The following is a 23816-nucleotide window of genomic DNA, read 5'->3' on the forward strand; positions in this document are numbered from 1 at the left end:
AGCCGGAGCGGCTCCGCGCCGGCCCCGCCCGCCGCCCGCCGGCTCATCCCCGGCCCGCGGCGACCCGCGCCGCGCCCGCCACTAGCCGCCCGGCCAGCGCCGGTTCGGCGGCCCAGTGCACATGCAGATACGAGGCGTGCACCCCGCCGGTCACGAAGCCCTCCACCCGGCGTTCCGGATGGGTCAGACCCCACGCGGGGTCCGCGCCCGCCCCCGGCTCCAGCACCGTGCGGTGGAACTCGTGGCCCCGCACCCGGGTCCCGGCCGCGGCCAGCGCGTTGTCCCGCAGCGCCACCGCCTCGCGGTAGCCGAGGGTGAGCCGCTCGGTCATCCGGGCCTCGGCGGGCAGCACCCCGCACATCGGCTTCCCGTCGATCGACCGGGACAGGTAGAGCAGCCCGGCGCACTCGGCGGAGACCGGCGCCCCCGAGGCGGCCAGGTCGGCCACCGCCGCGCGCAGCGGCGCGTTCGCCGACAGATCCGGCGCGTAGACCTCGGGGAACCCGCCGCCGATCACCAGCCCCCGGGTGCCGGGCGGCAGCCGCTCGTCGCGCAGCGGGTCGAAGGGCACCACGTCGGCGCCCGCGACGGCCAGCAGCTCGGCGTGCTCGGCGTAGGAGAAGGTGAACGCGGGGCCGCCGGCGACCGCGATCAGCGGCCTGACGGAGGGAGCGGCCGTCTCCGTCGTGGGCGCCAGCTCCGCCGCCGGATCCCACGGCGCGTCCGGCAGCTCCGGCACGCTGTGCGCCAGCGCCAGCAGCGCCTGCAGATCGCAGCCCTCGCGGATCCGCGCGGCGAGCTCGCCCACCGACTCCACCGCCTCGGCCCGCCGTTCGGCGACCGGCACCAGCCCCAGATGCCGGGAGGGCGTGCCGGCCCGCCCGTCGCGGCGCAGCGCGCCGAGCACCGGCACCCCCGAGGAGTCCATCGCCTCGCGCAGCAGCTGCTCGTGGCGGTCCGAGCCGACCTTGTTGAGGATCACCCCGGCCAGCCGCACCTCCGGGTCCCACGAGGCGAAGCCGTGCACCAGCGCGGCCACCGACCGGGACTGCGAGGAGGCGTCCACCACCAGCACCACCGGCGCCCGCAGCAGCTTGGCGACCTGCGCCGTCGAGGACAGCTCGCCCCGGTCCGAGGCCCCGTCGAACAGCCCCATCACGCCCTCGACCAGGGCCAGATCCGCGCCCGCCGCGCCGTGCAGGAACAGCGGCGCGATCCGGTCCGTGCCGCACAGGAAGGCGTCCAGATTGCGGCCGGGCCGGCCGGTGGCCAGGGAGTGGTAGCCCGGATCGATGTAGTCGGGGCCCACCTTGTGCGGCGAGACCGTGAGCCCGGCCTCGGTGAACGCCGCCATCAGCCCCGTCGCCACGGTCGTCTTCCCCGCGCCCGACGACGGCGCGGCGATCACCAGCCGGGGGATCGCGCCGCCGCTCATGCCGTACGCACCCGGTGCGCCCAGGTCACCATTCGATGCCCCGCTGGCCCTTCTGGCCCGCGTCCATCGGGTGCTTGACCTTCGTCATGTCCGTCACCAGGTCGGCGAAGTCCAGCAGCGCCTCGGGGGCGCCGCGCCCGGTGATGACGACATGCTGCGTGCCGGGGCGGTCGCGCAGCGCGGAGACCACCTCGTCGGTGTCGATCCAGCCCCACTTCAGCGGGTAGGCGAACTCGTCGAGCACCAGCAGCTTGTAGGTCTCCGCGGCGAGATCCCGCTTGACCTGCTCCCAGCCCTCGCGCGCCGCGTCCTCACTGGAGGCGATGTCACGCTGCACCCACGACCAGCCCTCGCCCATCTTGTGCCAGGCGACGGTGCCGCCCTCGCCGGACTCCCCGAGCACCTTCAGCGCCCGCTCCTCGCCGACCTTCCACTTCGCCGACTTCACGAACTGGAACACCCCGACCGGCCAGCCCTGGTTCCAGGCGCGCAGCGCCAGCCCGAAGGCGGCGGTGGACTTGCCCTTGCCCTGGCCGGTGTGGACGAACACCAGCGGGCGGTTGCGGCGCTGGCGGGTGGTGAGCCCGTCGTCGGGAACGACGGACGGCTGTCCCTGCGGCATTACGCTGCCTTCCTGTTGCCTTGCACGGTCCGTACGAGCGCGGAGACGCTGTCCGCGCGCAGTTCGTCGAGGGTGATGGCGGTGCCCTGCAGCTCACGGGCCAGCTCGCCGGCGAGCCCCAGCCGCACCGGCCCCGCCTCGCAGTCCACGACCACCGAGGCGGTGCCCGCACCGGCCAGCAGCCGGGCCGCGCGGGCGGCCCGCACCACCGGCTCGGGGCCGCCGGTCGCCCGCCCGTCGGTGACGACCACCACCAGCGGCCGCCGCGAGGCATCGCGCATCCGCTCCACCCGCAGCACCTCGTGGGCCCGCAGCAGCCCCTCCGACAGCGGCGTACGGCCGCCCGTCGGCAACTGCTCCAGCCGCGCCGCACCCGCCTCGACCGAGGAGGTCGGCGGCAGCGCCAGCTCGGCGCCGGTGCCCCGGAAGGTGATCATGCCGATCTTGTCGCGCCGCTGATAGGCGTCGAGCAGCAGCGAGAGCACCGCGCCCTTGACGGCGCTCATCCGCTTGCGGGCCGCCATCGACCCGGAGGCGTCGACGACGAACAGGACCAGATTGCCCTCCCGCCCCTCGCGCACCGCCTCGCGCAGATCGTCCCGGCGCACCACCAGCCCCGGCCCGCTGCGGCCGCGCACCCGCTGGTGCGGCGCCGCGGCCTGCACGGTCGCGGCCAGATGCAGCTTGCCCAGGGCGCCGTGCGGGCGCCGGGCGCCGGTGGTGCGGCCGTGCGCGGTGCGCGCCCGCGAGCGGCGGCCGTCCGCGCCCTCGCCCAGCCCCGGCACGTCCAGCCGCCGGGTGCGGAACGGCTCGGTGGCGCCGACCGCGGCCGCCTCGCCGCCCGCGCCCGGCGCGTCCTGCCCGGCCGGCTCCTGCGGCTGCCCGGCCTCCCCGTCCTGCCCGGGGGCCGCGGGCTCTTCCTTGGGGGCCTCCCGCTCCTGCTGGTGGGGGAGTTCGGGGGCCGCGGCCGAGCCGTCCGGGCCGCCGTCCTGCGGCGGGCACCCGCCGCCGTCCGGGCCGCCGCCCCCGGGGCCGTCTTCCGGACCCTCCGGCTCCGGGTCCGGGTCGTCGTCGCCGCCCGGGTCCTGGTCCGCCCCGAACTCCTCCAGGGTGCGGTCCAGTTTGTCCTCGTCCAGGCCCGGCGCGTCGAACGGGTTGCGGCGCCGGCGGTGCGGCAGCGCCAGCAGCGCGGCCTGCCGGACGTCCTCCTCCGCGACCTCGGTCCGCCCCGCCCACGCGGCCAGCGCGGTGGCGGTGCGCGCCATCACGATGTCCGCGCGCATCCCGTCCACCTCGAACGCGGCGCAGGTCGCGGCGATCTGCCGCAGCGCCGCGTCCCCCAGCGCCACGTCCGGCAGCAGCGCGCGCGCCGCGGCGATCCGCCGCCGCAGCGCGTCCTCCTCGTCCGCCCAGCGCGCCGCGAAACCGGCCGGATCGGCGTCGTAGGCCAGCCGGCGCCGCACCACCTCCACCCGCAGGCCGGGCTCACGGGAGGCGGCGACCTCGACGGTGAGGCCGAACCGGTCCAGCAACTGCGGCCGCAGCTCGCCCTCTTCGGGGTTCATCGTCCCGACCAGCAGGAAGCGCGCCGCGTGGCGGACCGAGACGCCCTCGCGCTCCACGTACGAGGCACCCATGGCGGCCGCGTCCAGCAGCAGGTCCACCAGGTGGTCGTGGAGCAGGTTGACCTCGTCGACGTAGAGGATGCCGCGGTGCGCGTCCGCCAGCAGACCCGGCTCGAAGGCCTTCACGCCCTCCGACAGGGCCCGCTCGATGTCCAGCGCGCCGACCAGCCGGTCCTCGGAGGCGCCGACGGGCAGTTCGACCATCCGCGTGGGGCGCTCCTCGGCGCCGCCCGTGCCGTGCGGACCGTCGGGGCAGCCGGGGTCGGGCGCGGCCGGGGCGCAGGCGAACCGGCAGCCGGCGACCACGTCCACGGCCGGCATCAGCGCCGACAGCGCCCGTACCGCGGTGCTCTTGGCGGTGCCCTTCTCGCCGCGGACCAGCACACCGCCGACCGCGGGGCTCACCGCGTTCAGCAGCAGTGCCAGCCGCAGGTCGTCCATGCCCACCACCGCGGTGAAGGGGTACTGCGGGGTCGTGTCGTGCGGGGTTGTCATGCTGTGTCGTCCTCCACGTCGCCGTCGGGCTCCGGATTCGTCGCTCGGGTACCCCTCATGGCGCCCCGGGAGGCACGAACGGCAGCCCGTCCGGTACCCCCTTCTCGATCAGCCGCAACAGGGCGGCCGTGTCCGCGTGCTCCTCGATCAGATCGCCCAGCCGGTCCAACTGCTCCTCGCGCAGGGCGGCGAAGCAGGTGTCCGGGGCGGGCACGAACGCCCGGCCGGCGTCCGCGGCGACCCGCCGCAGCAGGGCCCGGCGGAAGCCGTCGCTCTCCAGGCAGCCGTGCCAGTGCGTGCCCCACACCGAGCCGGACCGGCAGCCGTCCAGGGCGCGCCCCTGCCCGTCGGCGACGAACGCCTCGTCGCCGCCGGTCACCTCGGCGACCCCGTGGTGGATCTCGTAGCCCTCCACCGGCTCGCCCAGCGCCCTGCCGGACGGCCGCGCCAGGGTCTTCTCCACCGCGAACCGCACCCGCACCGGCAGCAGCCCCAGGCCCTTGACGGTGCCGGCCTTCGACTCGACGTCGTCCTCGATGAGTTCGCCCAGCATCTGGTAGCCGCCGCAGATGCCCAGCACCGGCCGGCCCTCGGCGGCCCGACGCGCGAGCGCGTCCGCCAGCCCCCGGGCGCGCAGCCACTCCAGGGCCCGGACCGTGCCCCGGGTCCCCGGCAGCACCACCAGGTCCGCGTCGGCCAGCTCCTCGGCCCGGTCCACGAACCGCACCACCACGCCCGGCTCCGCCGCCAGCGCGTCCACGTCCGTGAAGTTCGACATCAGCGGCACGGCGCACACCGCCACCCGCAGCACCTCACGGCCGTGCGGCGCGGACACCGCGCTCTCGCGCACCGCGCCGCGCAGCGACACCCGCAGCCCGTCCTCCTCGTCGATGCCCAGGCCGTGCGCGAAGGGCAGCACGCCCAGCGTCCGCCGCCCGGTGAGGCCGCGCAGCATTTCCAAGCCCGGCTCCAGCAGCGTCACATCGCCCCGGAACTTGTTGACGAGGTACCCCGCGACCAGGGCCTGGTCCTCCTGGGACAGCAGCGCCGTGGTGCCGAAGAAGGAGGCGAAGACCCCGCCGCGGTCGATGTCGCCGACCACCACCACCGGGATCCGGGCGGCCCGCGCCAGGCCCATGTTGACGATGTCGGTGCGCCGCAGATTGATCTCCGCGGGGCTGCCGGCGCCCTCGCAGATCACCGCGTCATGGGTACGCCGCAGCTCCGCCAGGCAGTCGGTGACCGTGCCGAGCAACTGCTCCCGGCGGCCCGCGTACAGCGTGTTCCCGGCGGACGGCTCCCCGGCCCGTCCGAAATAGCCCCGCGCGCTCAGCTCACCCACCGGCTTGCCCAGCAGCACCACCTGGCTGCTGCGGTCGCTGCCCGGCTTGAGCAGCACCGGGTTCATCAGCGCGGTCGGCTCCACCCGCGCCGCGGCGGCCTGCATCGCCTGGGCCCGCCCGATCTCCGCGCCCTCGCGCGTGACGAACGAATTCAGCGACATGTTCTGCGCCTTGAACGGCGCCACCCGCACGCCCTGGCGGGCCAGCCAGCGGCAGATCCCCGCCGTCACCACGCTCTTGCCGGCGTCGGACGTCGTCCCGGCCACCAACAGGCCACCGCCGACCGCCCCGCCGGACGCCTTCTGCTGCCCGTACGTCACCGGATCCTCCTCGTGTGCCGGCCCCCGCGCCGCCCCTCCGGCGGACACACCACGGCCCTCATCCCTGCCCCGCCGCACGCCGCCGCACCGCCGCCCGCACCACCGCGCCGGCCGCCGGCCGCGCCGTGAGCGTCGCCGCCAGCGCCAGCACACCCACCCGGCGCGAGAGCCGCACGGCCCGTTCGATGTCGGCCACCGCCACCGGCCGCGCCCCGCCGTTGAGCACCGGACGGTGCTCCACCCGCCCGCCGTACGCCAGCGTGCCGCCCAGCCGCACGCCCAGCGCGCCCGCGAACGACGCCTCCACCGGGCCCGCGTTGGGGCTCGGGTGCGCGCCGCCGTCCGCCCGCCAGGCCCGCAGCGCACCGCGCCGACCGGGGCCGGTGAGGACGGTGAGGGTGGCGGTCAGCCGGGAGCCGGGCCAGCCGGCGAGATCGTCGAGCCGGGCCGACGCCCAGCCGAACCGGCGATACCGGGGCGACTTGTGCCCCACCATCGCGTCCAGGGTGTTCACCGCCCGGAACGCCACCAGTCCGGGCACTCCGCCCACCGCACCCCAGACCAGGGCACCGACCACCGCGTCCGAGGTGTTCTCGGCCACCGACTCCACCACCGCACGGGCCATCTGCGGCCCGTCCAGGGCCTGCGGATCGCGCCCGCACAGATGAGGCAACCGCTCCCGCGCCACGTCCAGATCGCCCGCCGCCAGCGCGCCGCCGACGGCCCGCGCCTCCCGGCCGAGCGAGGTGCCGCCCAGCACCGCCCAGACCGTCGCCGCGGTCAGCGCGATCCGGGCACCGCCTCGCAACGGGGCCGGGACGGAGGTGCGCAGGGCCCGCTGCGCCAGCGCGGCACCGGCGGCGGCACCGCCCGCGCACAGCACGGCGTGGGCCGTTCCCCATCCGCGGTGGTCGCGCCACAGCCGGCGTTCGACGGCGGCCGCGGCCCGGCCGAAGGCGGCCACCGGATGGCCGCGCCGGGGATCGGCCGCGATCAGGTCGCCGAGGAAGCCGAGAGCCGCGCCGCACGCGTATCCCGCGTGTTCGCCGCGCACCGGGTCACACCGTCGCTACGGGGTGTCCACCAACGGGCTCTGCGGCAGCGGGCAGTGGCGATCTCGGCGGGCGGCCGGGCATGGCGGTAGGTCCTCACTCAGGGTCCGCGCCCTGGCTCGACGTGACGGCGACATGAGTCTCCTGGCTCCCCGGATCGGCGGGTCCTCCGGCCTTCCCGCCCCGACGCGTCCGCCGTCCGGCGTGCGCGCGAGGGGCCGTGGCCTTCGCTGGAGAACCCTCCCCGGTGACAGTGGCGGGACCGCGCCGGATTCGCACCGGACTTCCTCAGCTGTCGCCGAATGGCCCGGGCAGTCCACCACGCCTCGCGAATGCCCGTCAACTCACCCTTGACCTGCGACGCCGCCCCGCGACGGGGGCCGGACGGCCGGGGCACCCACGGGAGAGGCGCCCGGCGGACGACGGCTGATGCCGTGCCCGCCGGACGCCTCTCCGGGTCCGTGACCGCTCTCGCGCCGCCGCTTCCGGCTGCGTCAGGCGGCGACGATCAGATAGATGCCGTAGGCCACGGCCGCCGCGCACAGGGCGAAGGCGGTCACCGCTCCGGCCCGCGCACCCGCGCCCGGGGCGGCGACCGCGACCGCCGCACCCTCCTGGGCCGGCTTGCGGGACGCCCCGACGATGCCGACGGTGAACAGGCCCACGATCCCGACCGTCACCACGAGGGTGACGCCGAAGACCTGGCCGAGAGCTGCCCAATCGATGGTCATGAGGTTCCTTTGGTGATGACAGCTAGCGGGTGACCGTCGCGGCCTTGCGGCGCGGAGCGGGGGTGGAGGCGGCGGCGTCGGGGCCGGCCGGCTGGGCGGGCACCCCGGCGTCGGGGACGGGCACCCCGGCGGTCTCCGGTGCGCCGTCGGCCGGCGCGGACTGGCGTGCCGGGGGAGGGGAGACCGTGCGCAGCGCGGTGGTCACCACGCCGGCCGGCTCCGCTGCCGGGCCCTCGTTGACGTTGGTGTGGTCGATCGGCTTGCGCCGGGAGGCGAACCAGATCGCGCCGCAGACGGCGAGTGCGAGCACGGCCACCGCCGCGACTCCCCAGTCGCCCTGGCCCGCGAGGAACGCGGCGCCCGCCGCGACCAGACCGGCGGCCGGCAGCGTCAGGCCCCAGGCGGCGACCATCCGGCCGGCCGTGGACCAGCGCACCACGCCGCCCTTGCGGCCCAGGCCCGAGCCCATCACGGCACCGGAGCAGACCTGGGTGGTGGAGAGCGCGAAGCCGAGGTGGGAGGAGGCCAGGATGGTGGCCGCGGCGCCGGTCTGGGCGGCGAAGCCCTGCGGCGGCTGGATGTCGGTGATGCCCTTGCCCATCGTGCGGATGATCCGCCAGCCGCCCAGGTACGTGCCCAGCGCGATGGCCAGACCGGCCGAGGCGATGACCCACAGCGGCGGGTCGGCGTGCGGGGCGACGACCCCGCCGGTGATCAGCGCGAGCGTGATCACACCCATCGTCTTCTGGGCGTCGTTGGTGCCGTGGGCGAGGGAGACCAGCGCGGCGGAGGCGATCTGGCCCGCGCGATAGCCCTTGGCGGTGTCCGCCTCGGCGCGGTCGCGGGTCAGCCGGTAGGTGAGCCGGGTCGCCGCCATCGCGGCCAGACCGGCCACGAACGGCGCGGCCACCGCCGGGATCAGGACCTTCATCACCACGGCCTCACCGTGCACACCGTGGGTGCCGACGGACACCAGGGTCGCACCGATCAGACCGCCGAACAGGGCGTGGGAGGAACTGGAGGGCAGACCCGCGAGCCAGGTCAGCAGGTTCCAGACGATCGCGCCGACCAGTCCGGCGAAGATCACTTCTGGTCTGATGCCGGCGCCTTCGTCGATGATCCCGCCGGAGATGGTCTTGGCCACCTCCACGGACAGGAACGCACCGACGAGGTTGAGCACCGCCGACATCGCCACCGCGGTCTTGGGTCGCAACGCCCCGGTGGAAATGGTGGTGGCCATCGCGTTGGCCGTGTCGTGGAAGCCGTTCGTAAAGTCGAACACCAAGGCCGTGACGATCACGATCCCGATGAGAAGCGTGATGTGTTCCATTCACCCAGGCAATCAGTTCGAAGGTCAGTGTCGCTGGGACCGTACGGAGAGTGGGTGAACGGGAGGTGAACTGGGACGGGCGGGGTGATGACACCACCGCACTGTTCACGCGGAGGCACCTCACTCGTCACTTCTGCCTCACCCGTTGGCGGTCTGCGGGTGCTGTGCCGGCGCGGCCGGTGCACGGTGGCGGAGCGCGGGGATCCCCGGAGCGCGCACACCGGTTCGGCGGGCCGCTGTGCACGGCACCCGGCCCGCTCGTACGGTGACGCGCAGCCGCATCAGCATCCGCATTTGCCGCACCGCCGCCGGAGGACCCATGACGGACCAACCCGACCACCTCGCCGCAGCCTGGAGCGACCTGGTCGCCACCGCCCGCCGGACCGTCGCCGACGGCCTGGTCGTCGGCACCTCGGGCAACGTCTCCTGCCGCCTGAAGGACCTGGTCCTGGTCACCCCCACCGGCGTGCCCTACGACCGGCTCGGCCCCGGCGACCTCACCGCGGTCGACCTGCAAGGGCAGCAGATCATCGGCACCCTCCGGCCGACCAGCGAACTCCCGATGCATCTGGCGGTCTACCGCAGCACCCCGGCCGCCGCCGTCGTGCACACCCACGCCCCGTACGCCACCGCCGTCTCCACCCTCGTGCCCCAACTCCCGCCCGTCCACTACATGACCGCGGCCCTCGGCGGCCCCGTCCGCGTCGCCCCCTACGCCCTCTACGGCAGCGACGAACTCGCCGCCCACATGCTCGACGCGCTCCGCGACCGCACCGGCTGCCTCCTCCAGAACCACGGCACCATGACCTACGGCGACAGCCTCGCGGAGGCCCTGGACCGCACCGCCCAGCTGGAGTGGATGTGCCGGGTCTGGCTCACCGCCCAGTCCGTGCCGGGCCACACCCCGAGCCTGCTGTCGGACGGGCAGCTCGACGAGGCCGCGGCCCGGCTGCGCGGCTACGGCCAGCGGGGCCGCGGCACACACTGACCGCCGCCGCCCCGGCCGCCCGGCCCCTCACCCGCCCGACCGCCGCCGGGTGGCCGCACCCGACGGCGCTGCGCACACTGGTGAGGTGCGCCTGGGTACTGCGGCGGCCGCGGCCGCCATCACCGTGATAGGTGCCGGGGCGGCCGCCGTGGCGGTCGGCCGGTACGCCAGCGACACTGCCCTGAAACCCTCCCCGGACCAGCCGTTCCCGGGCGACTCCCGGCTCACCGTGCACTCCGTCACCGAGAGCCGCATCGCCCTCACCCGCAGCCTGGCGACCCTGCGGCCCGGCACCTACGGGCTCACCGGCAGCGGCTGCCACGCCGTGGTCGGCTCCGTCGTCCACGGCCTCCCGCACCCCGCCGACGCGGTCCTGCGCCGCCTGGAGCGGGTCACCCACGGCACCCTGCGGCCGGGCCACCGGATGCGGCTCACCCCGCAGGTGCACATCGGCAACCCCCGCGACGCCCTCGGCCTCGACCACGCCGACGTCGACATCCCCGGCGAACTCGGCGCCCTGCCCGCGTGGTTCGTGCCCGGCGTGCGCGACACCTGGGTCATCACCGTCCACGGCCTGGGCACCACCCGCGAGCACCCCATGGTGGTCATGCCGTTCCTGCACCGCCACCGGCTGCCCGTCCTCGACCTGGCCTACCGCAACGACCCCGGCGCCCCGCGCACCGCCGACGGCATCCACCACCTCGGCGAGACCGAATGGCGCGACCTGGACGCGGCGATCCGCTACGCCGTCCGCTACGGCGCCCAGGCCGTCGTCCTCTACGGCTGGTCCACCGGCGCCACCATGGCGCTGCGGGCCGCCACCCGCTCCGCGCTGCGCGACCGGATCAGCGGGCTCGTCCTGGACTCCCCGGTCCTGGACCGGGGCGCCACGGTCCGCGCGCTGGCCGGCGCCCGGCGGGTCCCGCGCGCCCTGCTGCCGCTGGTGGTACGCGCCGCCGAGGGCTCCACGGGCGTGCCCCTGGACCGGCCCGCCGACGCCGTCGACCCGGAGGAGCTGGACATCCCCACCCTGCTCTTCCACGGCCCCGACGACCGGATCGCCCCCTGGACGGCCTCCCGCGCGTTCGCCGCCCGCCGAGCCGACCTGATCACGCTTCAGCCGGTTCCGCATGCCCCGCACGCCGCGATGTGGAACGCCGCCCCCTCGCCCTACGAAGAGGCCCTGCGGCGCTTCCTCACCCCTCTCATGTAGCCCCCGGCACCGCTGCCGGGCACCGCCCGCGTGAAGCCCGGGCATACGGCGGGACAACTCCCCTCATCAGGGATGGGGCGGTGCAATGGCACGGCCGGGGAAGGGCGTGCGGGGGTTCCGATTGGGTTTTCGGGCCGTCAGCGGCAACACTGCTCCTGTGACGTCCCGTACCCCGCGCGACTCCCGGCTCCGACTCGTCCCCCGTCAACCGGTTGCGGCCGCCCGCCGAGCGGTGACAACCAGGACCAAGCGCCCGGCGCCCCGCCCGCCCGAGGGCACCCCGCCGCCGGCGGAGCTGGCCCGGCAGGCCCGCGCCGTGCTGGCCGGCGCGGCCCGCCTCGCCCGGTGGGCCGACAGCGCCGGCAACACCGGCGGCAGTCTGCGCGCCGGCCCCGACGGCGCACTCCCGGAAGCGGCGGTGGAACGCGCCGCCGAGGCGCTGCGCCTGACACCGCGGCAGGTCCGCGTCGACTGGGACCGGGCCCGCCTCGCCGGACTCGTCGAGCTGCACGACGGCCTGGCCCGCCCCGGCTGGCGGCTGCGCGCCTGGGACCGTGACGACACCGCCGTGCTGCGCGGCTGGGTCGCGCTGTTCGACGCCTGGTCGCTGGCCCGCCCCGCCCCGGCCGCCGCCGGACCCGCGATGGTCGCCGAAGTCGTCGAAGCGCTGCCCCAGTTGCTGTCCCTGCTGCACCTGTCGGCCGGGCCGGTCCAGCTGCCGGTGCTGCTGGACATGCTGGACCAGCGCGTCGCCGAACTGCGGACGGAGCGCTGCGAGGTCCCCTACGGCCAGGAGCCAGCCCCCGGCGGCACCGCCGACGCCGCGGCCGCGGCCGACGACGCCGCGGGGGCGTCGCTGGCCGAGCTGCTGGCCTGGGCACTGGACGCGCTGCGGATCGTCGGCGCGCTGGTCCCCGCGGGCGGGGCGCCGGACGGCGTCCACGAGGCCGTCCACGCGACGTCCGAGGCACAGCTGACCCCGCTCGGCAACTGGTCGGTGTGGGTCAAGCTGGAGCAGATCTGCGTCGCCGCGCAGAGCCCGGCCGGCCACATCGAGCAGTCCGCGGAGGCCATGCTGCGGGGCTGCGCCCGCCTCACCCCCGGACCCGCCCGCACCGAATACCGCGCCTGGCTCGCCGCCCGCTCCGTCGGCGCGGCCGTCGAGGAGCTGCTGACCGTGGCCCGCGGCGAGGACGCCCTGCTGCGCGGCCTGGCCTTCGAGGCGCTGCGCGCGGTCGGCGCCCCGGCCGAGGCCGCCGTCCGCACCGCGGCCGACGAGCCGGCCCTGCGGCCGTACGCCCTGCTGTGGCTGGTCGAGCACGAGGGCGGCGACCCGGAGACCGCGCCCGATGTGCTCACCCGCGAGGAGTCGACCTGGCTCTGGGTCGACACGGCGGCGGCCGTCGCCGACCACGGCGAGACCCAACTCCTGGTCCGCCACCTGGATTCGGCGGTCCAGGGCTCCGTCCCCCGCCTCCTGGAGGAGGTCCGCGCGGTCGGCCACCCCCGCACGGTCCAGGTCCTCGTAGCCCTGGCCGCGGCCCACCCCGACCCGGCCCTCGCCAAGGCGGTACGCCGGGCGGCCTTCCAGGTCCACACGGGTGGGAACTGACTCCCACGTTGTTGTCTGCGGCGCCGCGGTGGTTTTTCGCCGTTGCCTTTCCGCTGCGCGGGCTGTTCCCGCGTTGTCTTCTGCGGCGCCGCAGTGGCTTCTCGCCGTTGCGCCTGCGGCGGGCGGGTGGGTGTCGGGTGCGGTGACGGACCTCCGGGGCCTGGTCTGTGGACTGCTTCGCTTTACGTCCACAGACCAGGCCCCTCCGGCCCGTCCCCTCCCGTGGGGGAGTACGTAACGGTGGGTGGGGGCGGGCGTCGTGCCCGGCCAGAGCCTCGGTCCGTCGTCGGCTGTTTCGGTACGACCACGAGGCGCGCTCGCCCAGCCACATGCACCCCCACCGGGCCTTTTCCCCTCCCCTCAACGGGAGGGGGCGGGCCGGAGGGGTCGGTGTGTGGGACGTAAAGCGAAGCAGTCCCACACACCGACCCCGGAGGCCCGTCACCGCACCCGACAGCCCCGCGCAGCGGACCCCGCCCGCCGCAGGCGCAACGGCGAGACAGCCCCACGGCGGGCCAGCCGACAACGTGGGCGCAGCCCGCGCAGCGGAGACGCACCCGCGAAGCGGGCGGAAAACGGCGAGCAACCCCCACGGCGGGGCCAGCCAACAACGTGGGAGGAAAACCACTTGCAGCGGTTCGTTAGACTGCCTCCCATGGCAGTTCTCCCTTGGGTTCATTAGACGGCGCAGCTCGCTCTCGGACCGTCCGTCCATTCCGCCGTCTTATCCGACCCTGGAGTTTTTCCCGTGATCACCGCCTCCGGCCTCGAGCTGCGCGCCGGCGCCCGCGTCCTCATCGAGTCCGCCTCCTTCCGTATCGCCAAGGGCGACCGCATCGGCCTGGTGGGCCGCAATGGCGCCGGCAAGACCACCCTCACCAAGGTGCTGGCCGGGGAGGGCATCCCCGCCGCCGGCACGGTCACCCGTGGCGGCCAGGTCGGCTATCTGCCGCAGGACCCGCGCACCGGCGACCTCGACGTGCTGGCCCGCGACCGCATCCTGTCCGCCCGCGATCTGGACTCCGTGCTGCGCAAGATGCGCGAGAACGAGGACCGGATGGCCAACGGCAAGGGCGCCACCCGCGAGAAGGCCATGCGGAAGTACGAGCGCCTGGAGACGGAGTTCCTGACCAAGGGCGGGTACGCCGCCGAGGCGGAGGCCGCGACCATCGCCGCCAGCCTGGGCCTGCCCGACCGGATCCTCGGCCAGCCGCTGCACACCCTCTCCGGTGGTCAGCGCCGCCGCGTCGAGCTGGCCCGGATCCTGTTCTCGGACTCCGACACCCTGCTGCTCGACGAGCCGACCAACCACCTCGACGCCGACTCCATCGTCTGGCTGCGCGACTACCTCAAGACCTACCGCGGCGGCTTCATCGTGATCTCCCACGATGTCGACCTGGTCGAGACCGTCGTCAACAAGGTCTTCTATCTGGACGCCAACCGCTCCCAGATCGACATCTACAACATGGGCTGGAAGCTCTACCAGCAGCAGCGCGAGGCCGACGAGAAGCGCCGCAAGCGCGAGCGGGCGAACGCCGAGAAGAAGGCCGCCGCGCTCAACACCCAGGCCGACAAGATGCGGGCCAAGGCCACCAAGACCGTCGCCGCGCAGAACATGGCCAAGCGCGCCGACAAGCTGCTGGCCGGTCTGGAGGCGGTGCGCGCCTCCGACAAGGTCGCCAAGCTGCGCTTCCCGGACCCGGCGCCCTGCGGCAAGACCCCGCTGACCGCCGAGGGCCTGTCGAAGTCCTACGGCTCGCTGGAGATCTTCACCGATGTCGACCTGGCCATCGACAAGGGCTCCCGGGTCGTCATCCTCGGCCTGAACGGTGCCGGCAAGACCACCCTGCTGCGGCTGCTGGCCGGCGTCGAGCAGCCCGACACCGGCGCGGTCCGCCCCGGCCACGGCCTCAAGCTCGGCTACTACGCCCAGGAGCACGAGACCCTGGACCCCGACCGCACGGTCCTGGAGAACATGCGCTCCGCCGCTCCGGACATGGACCTGGTCGCGATCCGCAAGACGCTGGGCTCCTTCCTGTTCTCCGGCGACGACGTCGACAAGCCCGCCGGGGTGCTCTCCGGCGGCGAGAAGACCCGGCTGGCGCTGGCGACCCTGGTCGTCTCCTCCGCGAACGTCCTGCTGCTCGACGAGCCCACCAACAACCTCGACCCGGCCAGCCGCGAGGAGATCCTCGGCGCGCTGCACACCTTCACGGGCGCGGTGGTCCTGGTGACGCACGACGAGGGCGCGGTGGACGCGCTGTCGCCGGAGCGGATCATCCTGCTGCCCGACGGTGTCGAGGACCTGTGGGGCCAGGACTACGCGGATCTGGTCGCGCTGGCCTGACCGCGGCGGATGGATCATGCCGTATGGATCATTCGGCCGATGTGTGATCCATCATCTGAGTGAGAACGGCTCGTACACCGGCGAGCCTGCGGCGAAGGGCCGGGCCCCTGGGGCCCGGCTCTCACCTTTTCGGCCGCATACCGCCTGACCTGCCACTTCTCGGGGAAATCGGGGCGCGGAGGGCCTTCCGGGCAGTCGGAATCAGGCGTTCCGGGCCGGTCGGCAAGGTGTCCGACGGCAAAGGATGTCGTAGAGACCTTGCGGAATGGGTGGCCAGGAAGCCGGGGAGGGGTGATCATGAGAGTCCAGAGCGCACTTCCCACGAGGAGGCACGGGTGGCCGAGACTCTGAAGAAGGGCAGCCGGGTAACCGGCGCCGCGCGCGAGAAGCTCGCGGCAGACCTGAAGAAGAAGTACGACTCCGGTGCGAGCATCCGGGCGCTGGCCGAGGAAACCGGCCGCTCCTATGGATTCGTGCACCGGATGCTCAGCGAATCCGGTGTGGTCCTGCGCGGTCGTGGCGGTGCCACGAGGGGCAAGAAGGCCGCTTCGGCCTGACGGCCACGCCTTGAGTGCAACGGTCTCCCCCCGGCCGGTGAAGCCGCCGGCCGGGAGGTTACCGTTCAGTCACTTACGCACGCAGGTGCGGCTGGCTGACTCGGAGGCGCTGATGACCCTGCTCGACAAGGACGGTGTGCGACTCACCGTGGACGATGCCATCGCCACGGTGACCCTCGCCAACGCGGCCAAGCGCAATGCGCAGTCCCCGGCCATGTGGCGGGCGCTCGCCGAAGCGGGCTCGCTGCTGCCGGGAAACGTACGGGTCGTGGTGCTGCGCGGTGAGGGCAAGTCCTTCTCCGCGGGCCTGGACCGTCAGGCGTTCACGCCCGAAGGCTTCGACGGCGAGCCGTCGTTCATCGATCTCGCCCGCGGTACGGACAGCGCGCTGGACGACACCATCGCCGAGTACCAGGAGGCGTTCACCTGGTGGCGGCGCACGGACCTGGTGTCCATCGCCGCCGTGCAGGGGCACGCCATCGGTGCGGGCTTCCAGCTCGCGCTCGCCTGCGATCTGCGGGTGGTCGCGCCGGACGTCCAGTTCGCCATGCGGGAGACCAGCCTGGGACTCGTACCGGACCTGACCGGCACCCATCCGCTGGTCGGGCTGGTGGGCTATGCCCGGGCGCTGGAGATCTGCGCCACCGGGCGCTTTGTGCATGCCGAGGAGGCCGAGCGGATCGGCCTCGCCAATCTTGTGGTGCCCGCGGCGGAGCTCGACGGCGCGGTGGCCGATCTGGCCGCCGCACTCACCGCCGCACCGCGGGACGCCGTGATCGAGACCAAGGCCCTGCTGGCCGGTGCCGCGGGCCGCAGCTATGAGGAGCAGCGCACCGCCGAGCGGGCCGCGCAGGCACGCCGGCTGCGCGATCTGGCGGGCGTGGGGGAGTAGGCCAGGCGCCGGCTCGCGGGACGCGGCCGGCCGGGGCGCCCTCGGGCACCCCGGCCGGCCGTTCTCAGTCCTGCTCCACCGCCGTGACCAGCACGGCCACCGTCGACACCGGGGGCGGGGCGCTCGCCACCGTCCGCCGCACGGCGGCCGCGACATCCAGCGCCCGGTGGCCGGGCGCGGTCGCCAGCTGGATCAGCGCATGCCCGTCGGCGAGGGCCACCGGCCGCGACGGGCCGAGCACGGGTGCCAGCCCGGCCACGCCGTCGACCCCCAGCACGATCGCGGCGATCCCGGCCGCCCCGTCCGGGCGCGCGCCGCCTCTGCCCTCCCTCACCGGCACGGCGGGCGGACCCTCCGCCGGGACGGACGGCGGCATCGGCGCCAGAGCGGCGGCCGCCTCCTCCTCGGAAGCCCCCTCCAGCAGCCCGCTGACCCGCAGATCCACCACGCCCACCACCAGCCCCAGCTCCCGGACCGACGCCTCCAGCAGCGCCGCCCGCACCTGCTCGGCGACCGTGGGCAGCGGGCGGTCGCCGGTCGCGGCGAAGTCCGCCTCGATCCGCAGCGGGCCCGGCGGCAGTGCGCTCGGCGGCGCCGGCACCGCCGGCTCCGGCGCACGGTCGGGGTCGGCGACCGACAGCCGCAGCGCCCCCGGGCGGACCCCGGCCGGTGTCCCGGCGGCCCTGAGCAGGACCCCGGCGGCGGCCCGCTCGGTGATCCACGAGCCGTCGGCGGGTCCGCCGAGCGGCAGCATCCGGCCGATGCCGAGCTGTGCCCGTACCGCCTGCGCCCACTGGTTCGCGGCCACCGCGTCACCCTCTCTCCCGGCAGGTCCCCGGACCTCTTCCGGGCACGTCCCGGACCACGTCCCACACTGCCGCAGACCGGCCCCCGCGGCGGGGCGGTGTGCCGCACGGCGCCGTGTGGAGCACTCGGCTGCCACATCCCCGGAGCGGTCCGGACAAACCGGACCTACTGTGAGCAGCGGAGCGGGCGGACCGCTTCTCCCCGCGGAAAGGGACGTACGGCGATGAGCGAGAGCCAGCAGGACCTGGAACCCCGGACCCCGGCCAAGCGGGGCGGCGGCGACCCCGCCACCCGTGGGCGGACCACCATCGCCGACGGTGTCGTGGAGAAGATCGCCGGACTCGCTGCCCGGGATGTCGTCGGGGTGCACGCGATGGGCAGCGGCCTGGCCCGCACGCTCGGCGCCGTGCGCGACAAGGTGCCCGGCAGCGGCCGTTCGGCGACCGCCACCCGCGGGGTCAAGGCCGAGGTCGGCGAGGTGCAGACCGCGCTGGACCTGGAGATCGTGGTCGATTACGGCGTCGCCATCGCGGATGTCGCGCGGTCGGTCCGGGAGAACGTCATCGCGGCGGTGGAGCGGATGACGGGCCTGGAGGTCGTCGAGGTCAATATCGCGGTCAGCGATGTGAAGCTCCCCGACGAGGCGGACGACGATGACGAGGGTGAGTCGCGGCTCCAGTAGCCGGGCCCGTCCGAAGCGGCAGCGAAGGAGCGCACGATGAGCATGGCCGTGGCCGGTCTCTTGGCCGGCATGGCGCTGGGCTTCGCCGGGTACTTCGGCGGCTTCGGCGCCTTCGTCCTGGTGGCGGCGCTGGGCGTCGTCGGGTTCGTGGTCGGCCGATTCCTCGACGGGGATCTGGAGGCCGGCGACTTCTTCCGCCCGCGCAGCGGCGACCGCGACGACCGGCGGCGGTGAGGGGTGACGACGGTGTCCCCGCCCGGCGCGGTGGCGGCGGGTGAGCGGGGCTCGACCAGGATCGCGGACCGGGTGGTGGCGAAGATCGCCGCCCAGGCGGCCCGGGAGGCACTGCGCCGCGAGTCCCCGAGGGCCCGGACGGACGCCCACGCGACGGTGACCGTGCACCGGCGCGAGGAGCGGCAGTACTTCGGCGAGGCACGGGTGCGCATCGCCATGGAGCTGGGCTACCCCTCCGACATCGGCGCGCAGAGCCGTGTGGTGCGCCGTCAGGTCACCGAGCGGGTGCAGGCGCTGGCGAACATGACGGTGCCCGAGGTCGCGGTGGAGGTCGAGCGGCTGCACTCACCGCAGCTGGACCGTACCGACCGCGGGAGGGTGCGATGAGCGACGACGAGGCACGGCCGGCGGACACCCGCCGGCTGCCCACGCTCGACAAGACGGAAGACGCCACCGGCACGGCGGAAGACGCCACCGGCGCGGCGGGCGGCGCGGCGCGCTCCGGTCCGTCCGAGGCCGCGACGGACACCGGCGACGGCGGCCGCGGCGGGCGCTTCTGGTCGGCCCGCCGGGTCCCGGCCGCCGTGGTCGCGCTGCTGCTGCTGGCCGCCGCCGGCCTGCTGCTCTACGACGTGGCCGCGGTGCGCGCCCACCACTCCTCGATGGCCTGGCGCCGGCGCCTGGCCCATGAACTGGCCACCCGCCCGCTCGACAGCACCTGGGTACTGGGCGCCGCGGCGCTCGCCGTGGTCCTCGGCATCTGGCTGTTCGTGCTGGCCGTCACCCCCGGGCTGCGCCAGGTGCTGCCGATGCGGCGGTCGGTGCCGGACGTCCGGGCCGGACTGGACCGGGCCGCCGCCGCGCTGGTGCTGCGCGACCGGGCCATGGAGGTCGCGGGCGTCCAGTCCGTACGGATGAAGGTCGGCCGCCGCAAGGCCAAGGCGCGTGCCGTCTCCCACTTCCGCGAACTGGACGAGGTCCGCGCCGACCTCGATGCCTCCCTCGGCGAGGGGCTGCGACAGCTGGGGCTGTCGCGCCGACTGGGTCTGACGGTGCGCGTCCGGCGCCCGAAGAAGGGGTGAGTGCCCGATGCACAGGGTGCGCAGAACGATCAACCGGGTGCTGCTCGGCCTGGTCGGAGCGGTGCTGTTCGGCACCGGGGCCGCGGTGCTGTTCGGCGGCCTGAACCTGCCCGCGAAGTGGCATCTCCGCCTGCCCGCCGGCTGGCCCTGGCACGGGCCCGGCGCGGTGCCGCTCCCCGCGCACGACCGCACCCGCTGGACGCACCAGGGCTGGTGGTGGCCGGTCGTCATCGCCGCCCTGGCCGTCTTCGTGCTGCTGATGCTGTGGTGGCTGCTGTCCCAGCTGCGGCGCCACCGGCTCCAGGAGATCCTCGTCGACAGCGGCGACGGCGAGGGCGCCGTCCTGCGCGGCCGGGCGCTGGCGGCGGCCCTCGCGGCCGAGACGGAGTCGCTGGACGGCGTCGACCGGGCCGGTGTGGTGCTGACCGGCCGCCGGACCGCGCCCCGGGTCCGGGGACTGCTGGCGCTGACCCCGCACGCCGACCCCGGAGGCGTCCTGCGGCGGCTGTCCCACGAGGCGATGGCGCACGCCCGCCGGTCGGCCGGGCTCGAACAGCTGCCGGCCGAGGTCCGGTTGCGGGCGGTCAAACACCGCCCCGAACGGGTCAGTTAGGGCCAAAGCCCCTGGGCGAAGGCCCGGCGGTGCGTCAGAAGCCGCGCCGGGCCCCGCCGTCCACCGGCACCATCACACCGGTGACATACGAGGCGGCCGGCGACAGCAGGAACGCCGTGGTCCGGCCGAACTCCTCCGGAGTGCCGTAGCGGCCCAGCGGGATGGCCGCGCAGTTGCGGGCGCGGCTGGCCTCCGGGTCGCCGGAGAGCGCGTCGAGCTGGGTCATCCGGTCGGTGGCGATCCGGCCGGGCAGCACCCCCAGGACGCGGATGCCGCGCGGCCCCACCTCGTTGGCGAGCGACTTGGCGAAGCCGGCCAGCCCGGGGCGGAGCCCGTTGGAGACGGTCAGGCCGCTGATCGGCTCGTGCACCGACCCGGACAGCACCATGCCGATCACCCCGCCCTCCGACAGCTCGGCGGCGGCAGCCCGGGCCAGCCGTACCGCGCCGAGGAACACCGACTCGAAGCCCGACTGCCACTGGGAGTCGGTGGTGTCGGCGGCGCTGCCGGGCGCCGGGCCGCCCACGCTGATGAGCACGCCGTCCAGCCGCCCGAAGTGCGCCCGGGCCGTCGCCAGCAGGCGGTCGGCGGCATCGGCGTCGGCGTTGTCGGCCGCCACGCCCAGGGCGCGCTCGCCGAGCGAGGCGGCGGCCGCGGCCGCGCTCTCCTCCGTGCGCCCGGTGAGGACGACCCGGGCGCCGTCGGCGACCAGCGCACGGGCGGTGGCGAAGCCGAGACCGCGGGTCGCCCCGGTCAGGAGGTACGTCCGGTCAGTGAGTCCGAGATCCATGGCCCTAGTCTGCCGCTTCCCCGTCGAGAAGGCCGAAGGCGGTCCCCACCAGGCCGATGTGGCTGAAGGCCTGCGGGAAGTTGCCCAGCTGGCGCCCGGCCGCCGGGTCGTACTCCTCGGAGAGCAGCCCCAGGTCGTTGCGCAGGTCCAGCAGCCGCTCGAACAACTCCCTGGCCTCGTCGCGCCGGCCGCTCAGCTGGAGCGCGTCGGCGAGCCAGAACGAGCAGACCAGGAAGGTGCCCTCGCCGCCCGGCAGCCCGTCGACCGAGCCGCCCTCGGTGCTGTAGCGGCGGACCAGACCGTCGTGCGTCAGCTCCCGGCGCACCGTGTCGATGGTGTTCAGCACCCGCGGATCGTCCGGGGGCAGGAAGCCGACCCGGGGGATCAGCAGGGTCGCGGCGTCCAGTTCCTTCGAGCCGTAGAACTGGGTGAAGGTGCCGCGCTCGGCGTCGTAACCGCGCTCGCACACCTCGCGGCGGACGTCCTCGCGCATCGCCCGCCAGCGGTCGACGTCCCCGCCGAACCGCGGATTCGCCTCGATCGCCCGCACCGCCCGGTCGGCCGCGACCCAGGCCATGACCTTGGAGTGCACGAAGTGCCGGCGCGGCCCGCGGATCTCCCACAGCCCCTCGTCGGGGTCGCGCCAGGTGGACTCCAGATACTCCGTCAGGGCGCGCTGGATGCTCCAGGCGTGCGGCTCCGACGGCAGTCCGGCCTCCCGCGCGATGTGGAAGGAGTCGAGCACCTCGCCGTAGACATCGAGCTGGCGCTGTTCGACGGCGGCGTTGCCGATCCGCACCGGCGCGGAGTCGCAGTACCCGGTCAGCCACGGCAGCTCGGCCTCCGGCAGCCGCCGCTCACCGGCCAGCCCGTACATGATCTGCAGATCGTCGGGGGCGCCGGCCACCGCCCGCAGCAGCCAGTCCCGCCAGGCTCCGGCCTCCTCCAGATAGCCCGCGGACAGCAGGGAGTTCAGGGTGAGGCTGGCGTCGCGCAGCCAGCAGTAGCGGTAGTCCCAGTTGCGCACCCCGCCCAGCTCCTCGGGCAGCGAGGTGGTGGGGGCCGCCACGATGCCGCCGGTCGGCGCGTAGGTGAGCGCCTTGAGGGTGATCAGCGAGCGCATCACGGCCTCGCGGTAGGGCCCGTTGTAGCGGCAGCGCCCCGACCAGGCGTGCCAGTCGTCCAGGGTCTCCTGGAGCGCCGTGTGGGGGTCGATCAGGGTCGGCCGCGGCTCGTGCGAGGGGTGCCAGGTCAGCACGAACGCGGCGCGCTCGCCCTCGGCGACGGTGACGTCCGAGCGGGTGCTGAAGTCCTTGCCGTAGGTGCTGCTCTGCGGCGGGGTACGCAGCCACACGGAATCCGGCCCGGCGACCGCGACCCGGGCACCCTCCGCGGCGCGCACCCACGGCACCACCCGCCCGTAGTCGAAGCGCAGCCGCAGCTCGCTGCGCATCTCGACGCTGCCGCGCAGGCCCTCCACGATCCGTACGACCTCGGGCGCGCGGTCGCGCTGCGGCATGAAGTCGATCACCCGGACGCTGCCGGTGGGGGTCTCCCACACCGTGTCGAGGATCAGCGAATCCCCGCGGTACGAGCGCTGCGCGCGGGCCTCCTCGGACCGGGGCGCCACCCGCCAGTGGCCGTTGCCCTTGCCGCCCAGGAGCGCCGCGAAGCAGGCGCCGGAGTCGAAGCGGGGCAGGCACAGCCAGTCGATGGAGCCGTCGCGGCCGACGAGGGCGGCGGTCTGCAGATCGCCGATGAGCGCGTAGTCCTCGATATGTGGATGCACGCCTCGGACCTTCCCGCCCGGCGCCCGCGCTACGCGGTGGGGCGGCTGTCCGGGCTACCCGCGGGTGGGCGCGGGGGTCTCGCCGGCGGGGGCGGGATCGGCGGGCTCGGTGGTGTCGGCGGGCTCGCCGCTGCCTTCGGTCCGGCCGTCCTCGCCGTTGCCGTCCGCACCGTTGTCGTCCGTACCTTCCTCGCCGTTCCCGGCGTCGCCGCTCTCGCGGGGCTCGCTGGGTTCGGCGGCCTCCCCGGCCTCCTTGGCCGCGGCCTCCGCACGGTCCTGGCGCTCGCGGCGGACCAGGATGGTCCAGCCGACCGGTACCGCCGCCGCGAACAGCCACCACTGGACCGCGTAGGCCATGTGCGGGCCGATGGAGTCGTGGTCGGGCTCGGGGACCAGCTCCGGGGTGCCGCCGGGCGGCTTGGGCCCGGTCTGCTCGATGTAGCCGCCGAGGGTCGGCCGGCCCATCCGCTTCGCCAGCTCCTTGCTGTTGATCAGCATGATCTGGCGCGGGGGCAGGCCCTTGGTGTCCTTGATCCCGCTGTACGCGGTGGTCTCGTCGGCCATCATCCGGCCGGTCACGGTGACCTTGCCCTTGGGGGCTGCCGGGACGTCCGGGAACTTGGTGAGGTCGTCGCCCGCCGAGATCCAGCCGCGGTTGACCAGCACGGCCCGCCCGTCGCCCAGCACCAGCGGGCTGAGCACGTAGTAGCCGATGCTCTGCTCGTCGGCGGCGGTGCGCTGGCGGACCACGACCTCGTGCGCGGTGTCGAAGGTGCCGGTGGCGGTGACCGTGCGCCACATGTCGTGCCGCGGGAGGGTCCGGCCGGGGGCGGTCAGCTCGGTGACCGGCACCGGGCGGGCCGCCAGGCTGCTCGCGATGAGCTGGTTCTGCGCCACCTTGTGCTGGTGGCGGTGGAGCTGCCAGAAGCCCAGCTTGATCATGACGGGGATCAGCAGAAGGGCCACGAGGGTGACGATCACCCACTGCCGGGACAACAGGAAGCGGTACACGGCTTTGACGGTACCTGGGGCGCCCGGGCGCCCGGGCGGCGGGGCCGGTCGGTCCCGTGTGGCCTGTCGGGGACCGGCGGGGGTTGTCGGGGCCTGACGAGCGCTGGGCGGGGGCTGCCGGGTGTTGGGCGGGGCCTGCCGGGGATCCCGTGCTCCGGTCCGGCTGGCATGGGGGGAGACCGCGGGTCATGCGGGGATACCGCGGGTACGGAGGGCACGGGCGGGCACGGTGGGCGGTCCCGTCGG

22 protein-coding genes and 1 riboswitch are annotated in these 23816 nt (G+C 74.9%); of the genes, 11 read left to right on the top strand and 11 right to left on the bottom strand.

Annotation, left to right across the window (positions count from 1 at the left end):
* Positions 1–43: 43 nt before the first annotated feature.
* From IEY78_RS27160 to IEY78_RS27190, 7 genes are all read right to left on the bottom strand, one after another.
* Positions 44–1435 carry a cobyrinic acid a,c-diamide synthase CobB gene (locus IEY78_RS27160; protein ID WP_189102637.1) on the bottom strand — a complete coding sequence of 464 codons (1392 nt, stop codon included), beginning with the start codon at positions 1433–1435 and terminating at the stop codon, positions 44–46.
* 25 nt (positions 1436–1460) lie between these two features.
* On the bottom strand, positions 1461–2057 hold the full coding sequence (cobO, locus tag IEY78_RS27165; protein WP_189102639.1) for a cob(I)yrinic acid a,c-diamide adenosyltransferase: 597 nt from the start codon (positions 2055–2057) through the stop codon (positions 1461–1463).
* On the bottom strand, positions 2057–4177 hold the full coding sequence (locus IEY78_RS27170; RefSeq protein WP_189102641.1) for a putative cobaltochelatase: 2121 nt from the start codon (positions 4175–4177) through the stop codon (positions 2057–2059). The genes cobO and IEY78_RS27170 overlap by 1 nt, the downstream gene beginning before the upstream one ends.
* 55 nt (positions 4178–4232) lie before the next feature.
* Positions 4233–5840 (bottom strand): cobyric acid synthase, encoded by a 1608-nt coding sequence (locus tag IEY78_RS27175; RefSeq protein WP_189102643.1) that lies wholly within the window; start codon positions 5838–5840, stop codon positions 4233–4235.
* A 58-nt stretch (positions 5841–5898) separates the two neighbouring features.
* Positions 5899–6894, bottom strand: a complete 996-nt coding sequence (locus tag IEY78_RS27180; RefSeq protein ID WP_189102645.1) for a cobalamin biosynthesis protein — start codon at positions 6892–6894, stop codon at positions 5899–5901.
* 136 nt (positions 6895–7030) lie between these two features.
* Positions 7031–7181, bottom strand: a riboswitch (cobalamin riboswitch).
* 205 nt (positions 7182–7386) lie between these two features.
* Entirely contained in the window at positions 7387–7623 is a 237-nt protein-coding gene (locus IEY78_RS27185; protein WP_189102647.1) for a hypothetical protein, read from the bottom strand.
* A gap of 22 nt (positions 7624–7645) precedes the next feature.
* The gene (locus IEY78_RS27190; protein ID WP_189102649.1) at positions 7646–8953 is read right to left on the bottom strand and encodes an inorganic phosphate transporter; all 1308 of its coding nucleotides are present in this window, start codon (positions 8951–8953) and stop codon (positions 7646–7648) included.
* 319 nt (positions 8954–9272) lie between these two features.
* On the opposite strand from IEY78_RS27190, the gene IEY78_RS27195 reads away from it, so the two are divergent.
* The 6 genes from IEY78_RS27195 (at position 9273) to IEY78_RS27220 (ending at position 16562) form a co-directional block, all read left to right on the top strand.
* Positions 9273–9941 (top strand): class II aldolase/adducin family protein, encoded by a 669-nt coding sequence (locus IEY78_RS27195; RefSeq protein ID WP_189102651.1) that lies wholly within the window; start codon positions 9273–9275, stop codon positions 9939–9941.
* Positions 9942–10026: 85 nt separating this feature from the next.
* Positions 10027–11154, top strand: coding sequence for an alpha/beta hydrolase family protein (locus IEY78_RS27200; protein ID WP_189102653.1), 1128 nt, complete (start codon positions 10027–10029; stop codon positions 11152–11154).
* 157 nt (positions 11155–11311) lie between these two features.
* Entirely contained in the window at positions 11312–12766 is a 1455-nt protein-coding gene (locus IEY78_RS27205; RefSeq protein WP_189102655.1) for a hypothetical protein, read from the top strand.
* A 748-nt stretch (positions 12767–13514) separates the two neighbouring features.
* Positions 13515–15113: an ABC-F family ATP-binding cassette domain-containing protein gene (locus tag IEY78_RS27210; RefSeq protein ID WP_189102657.1), complete on the top strand. Its 1599-nt coding sequence runs from the start codon at positions 13515–13517 to the stop codon at positions 15111–15113.
* 335 nt (positions 15114–15448) lie between these two features.
* Positions 15449–15670: a helix-turn-helix domain-containing protein gene (locus IEY78_RS27215; protein ID WP_006606369.1), complete on the top strand. Its 222-nt coding sequence runs from the start codon at positions 15449–15451 to the stop codon at positions 15668–15670.
* A 112-nt stretch (positions 15671–15782) separates the two neighbouring features.
* Positions 15783–16562, top strand: coding sequence for an enoyl-CoA hydratase/isomerase family protein (locus tag IEY78_RS27220; protein ID WP_189102659.1), 780 nt, complete (start codon positions 15783–15785; stop codon positions 16560–16562).
* 64 nt (positions 16563–16626) lie between these two features.
* Here IEY78_RS27220 and IEY78_RS27225 read toward each other — a convergent pair whose 3' ends face one another.
* Complete coding sequence (locus IEY78_RS27225; protein ID WP_189102661.1) at positions 16627–17370, bottom strand: hypothetical protein; 744 nt, start codon at positions 17368–17370, stop codon at positions 16627–16629.
* A gap of 222 nt (positions 17371–17592) precedes the next feature.
* Here IEY78_RS27225 and IEY78_RS27230 point away from each other — a divergent pair, with 222 nt between their 5' ends.
* The 5 genes from IEY78_RS27230 to amaP are packed head-to-tail and all read left to right on the top strand — an operon-like array spanning position 17593 to position 19980.
* Positions 17593–18051 (top strand): Asp23/Gls24 family envelope stress response protein, encoded by a 459-nt coding sequence (locus tag IEY78_RS27230; protein WP_189102663.1) that lies wholly within the window; start codon positions 17593–17595, stop codon positions 18049–18051.
* Between the two features lie 36 nt (positions 18052–18087).
* The gene (locus tag IEY78_RS27235; RefSeq protein ID WP_189102665.1) at positions 18088–18285 is read left to right on the top strand and encodes a hypothetical protein; all 198 of its coding nucleotides are present in this window, start codon (positions 18088–18090) and stop codon (positions 18283–18285) included.
* 3 nt (positions 18286–18288) lie between these two features.
* Positions 18289–18672: an Asp23/Gls24 family envelope stress response protein gene (locus IEY78_RS27240; RefSeq protein ID WP_189102667.1), complete on the top strand. Its 384-nt coding sequence runs from the start codon at positions 18289–18291 to the stop codon at positions 18670–18672.
* Positions 18669–19367: a DUF6286 domain-containing protein gene (locus tag IEY78_RS27245; protein WP_189102669.1), complete on the top strand. Its 699-nt coding sequence runs from the start codon at positions 18669–18671 to the stop codon at positions 19365–19367. Before IEY78_RS27240 ends, IEY78_RS27245 begins: the two co-directional genes overlap by 4 nt.
* Before the next feature lie 7 nt (positions 19368–19374).
* A complete protein-coding gene (gene amaP, locus IEY78_RS27250) occupies positions 19375–19980 on the top strand; it encodes an alkaline shock response membrane anchor protein AmaP (RefSeq protein WP_189102671.1) in 606 nt (201 codons plus the stop codon).
* A 34-nt stretch (positions 19981–20014) separates the two neighbouring features.
* On the opposite strand, the gene IEY78_RS27255 is transcribed toward amaP, so the two are convergent.
* The 3 genes from IEY78_RS27255 to IEY78_RS27265 are packed head-to-tail and all read right to left on the bottom strand — an operon-like array spanning position 20015 to position 23570.
* Positions 20015–20770, bottom strand: a complete 756-nt coding sequence (locus IEY78_RS27255; protein ID WP_189102673.1) for an SDR family oxidoreductase — start codon at positions 20768–20770, stop codon at positions 20015–20017.
* A gap of 4 nt (positions 20771–20774) precedes the next feature.
* Positions 20775–22559, bottom strand: a complete 1785-nt coding sequence (locus IEY78_RS27260) for a glycoside hydrolase family 15 protein (protein ID WP_189102675.1) — start codon at positions 22557–22559, stop codon at positions 20775–20777.
* A gap of 54 nt (positions 22560–22613) precedes the next feature.
* A complete protein-coding gene (locus tag IEY78_RS27265) occupies positions 22614–23570 on the bottom strand; it encodes an SURF1 family cytochrome oxidase biogenesis protein (RefSeq protein WP_229700202.1) in 957 nt (318 codons plus the stop codon).
* Positions 23571–23816: the final 246 nt, after the last annotated feature.

Source organism: Streptomyces kronopolitis (assembly GCF_014646275.1).
GTDB lineage: Bacteria > Actinomycetota > Actinomycetes > Streptomycetales > Streptomycetaceae > Streptomyces > Streptomyces kronopolitis.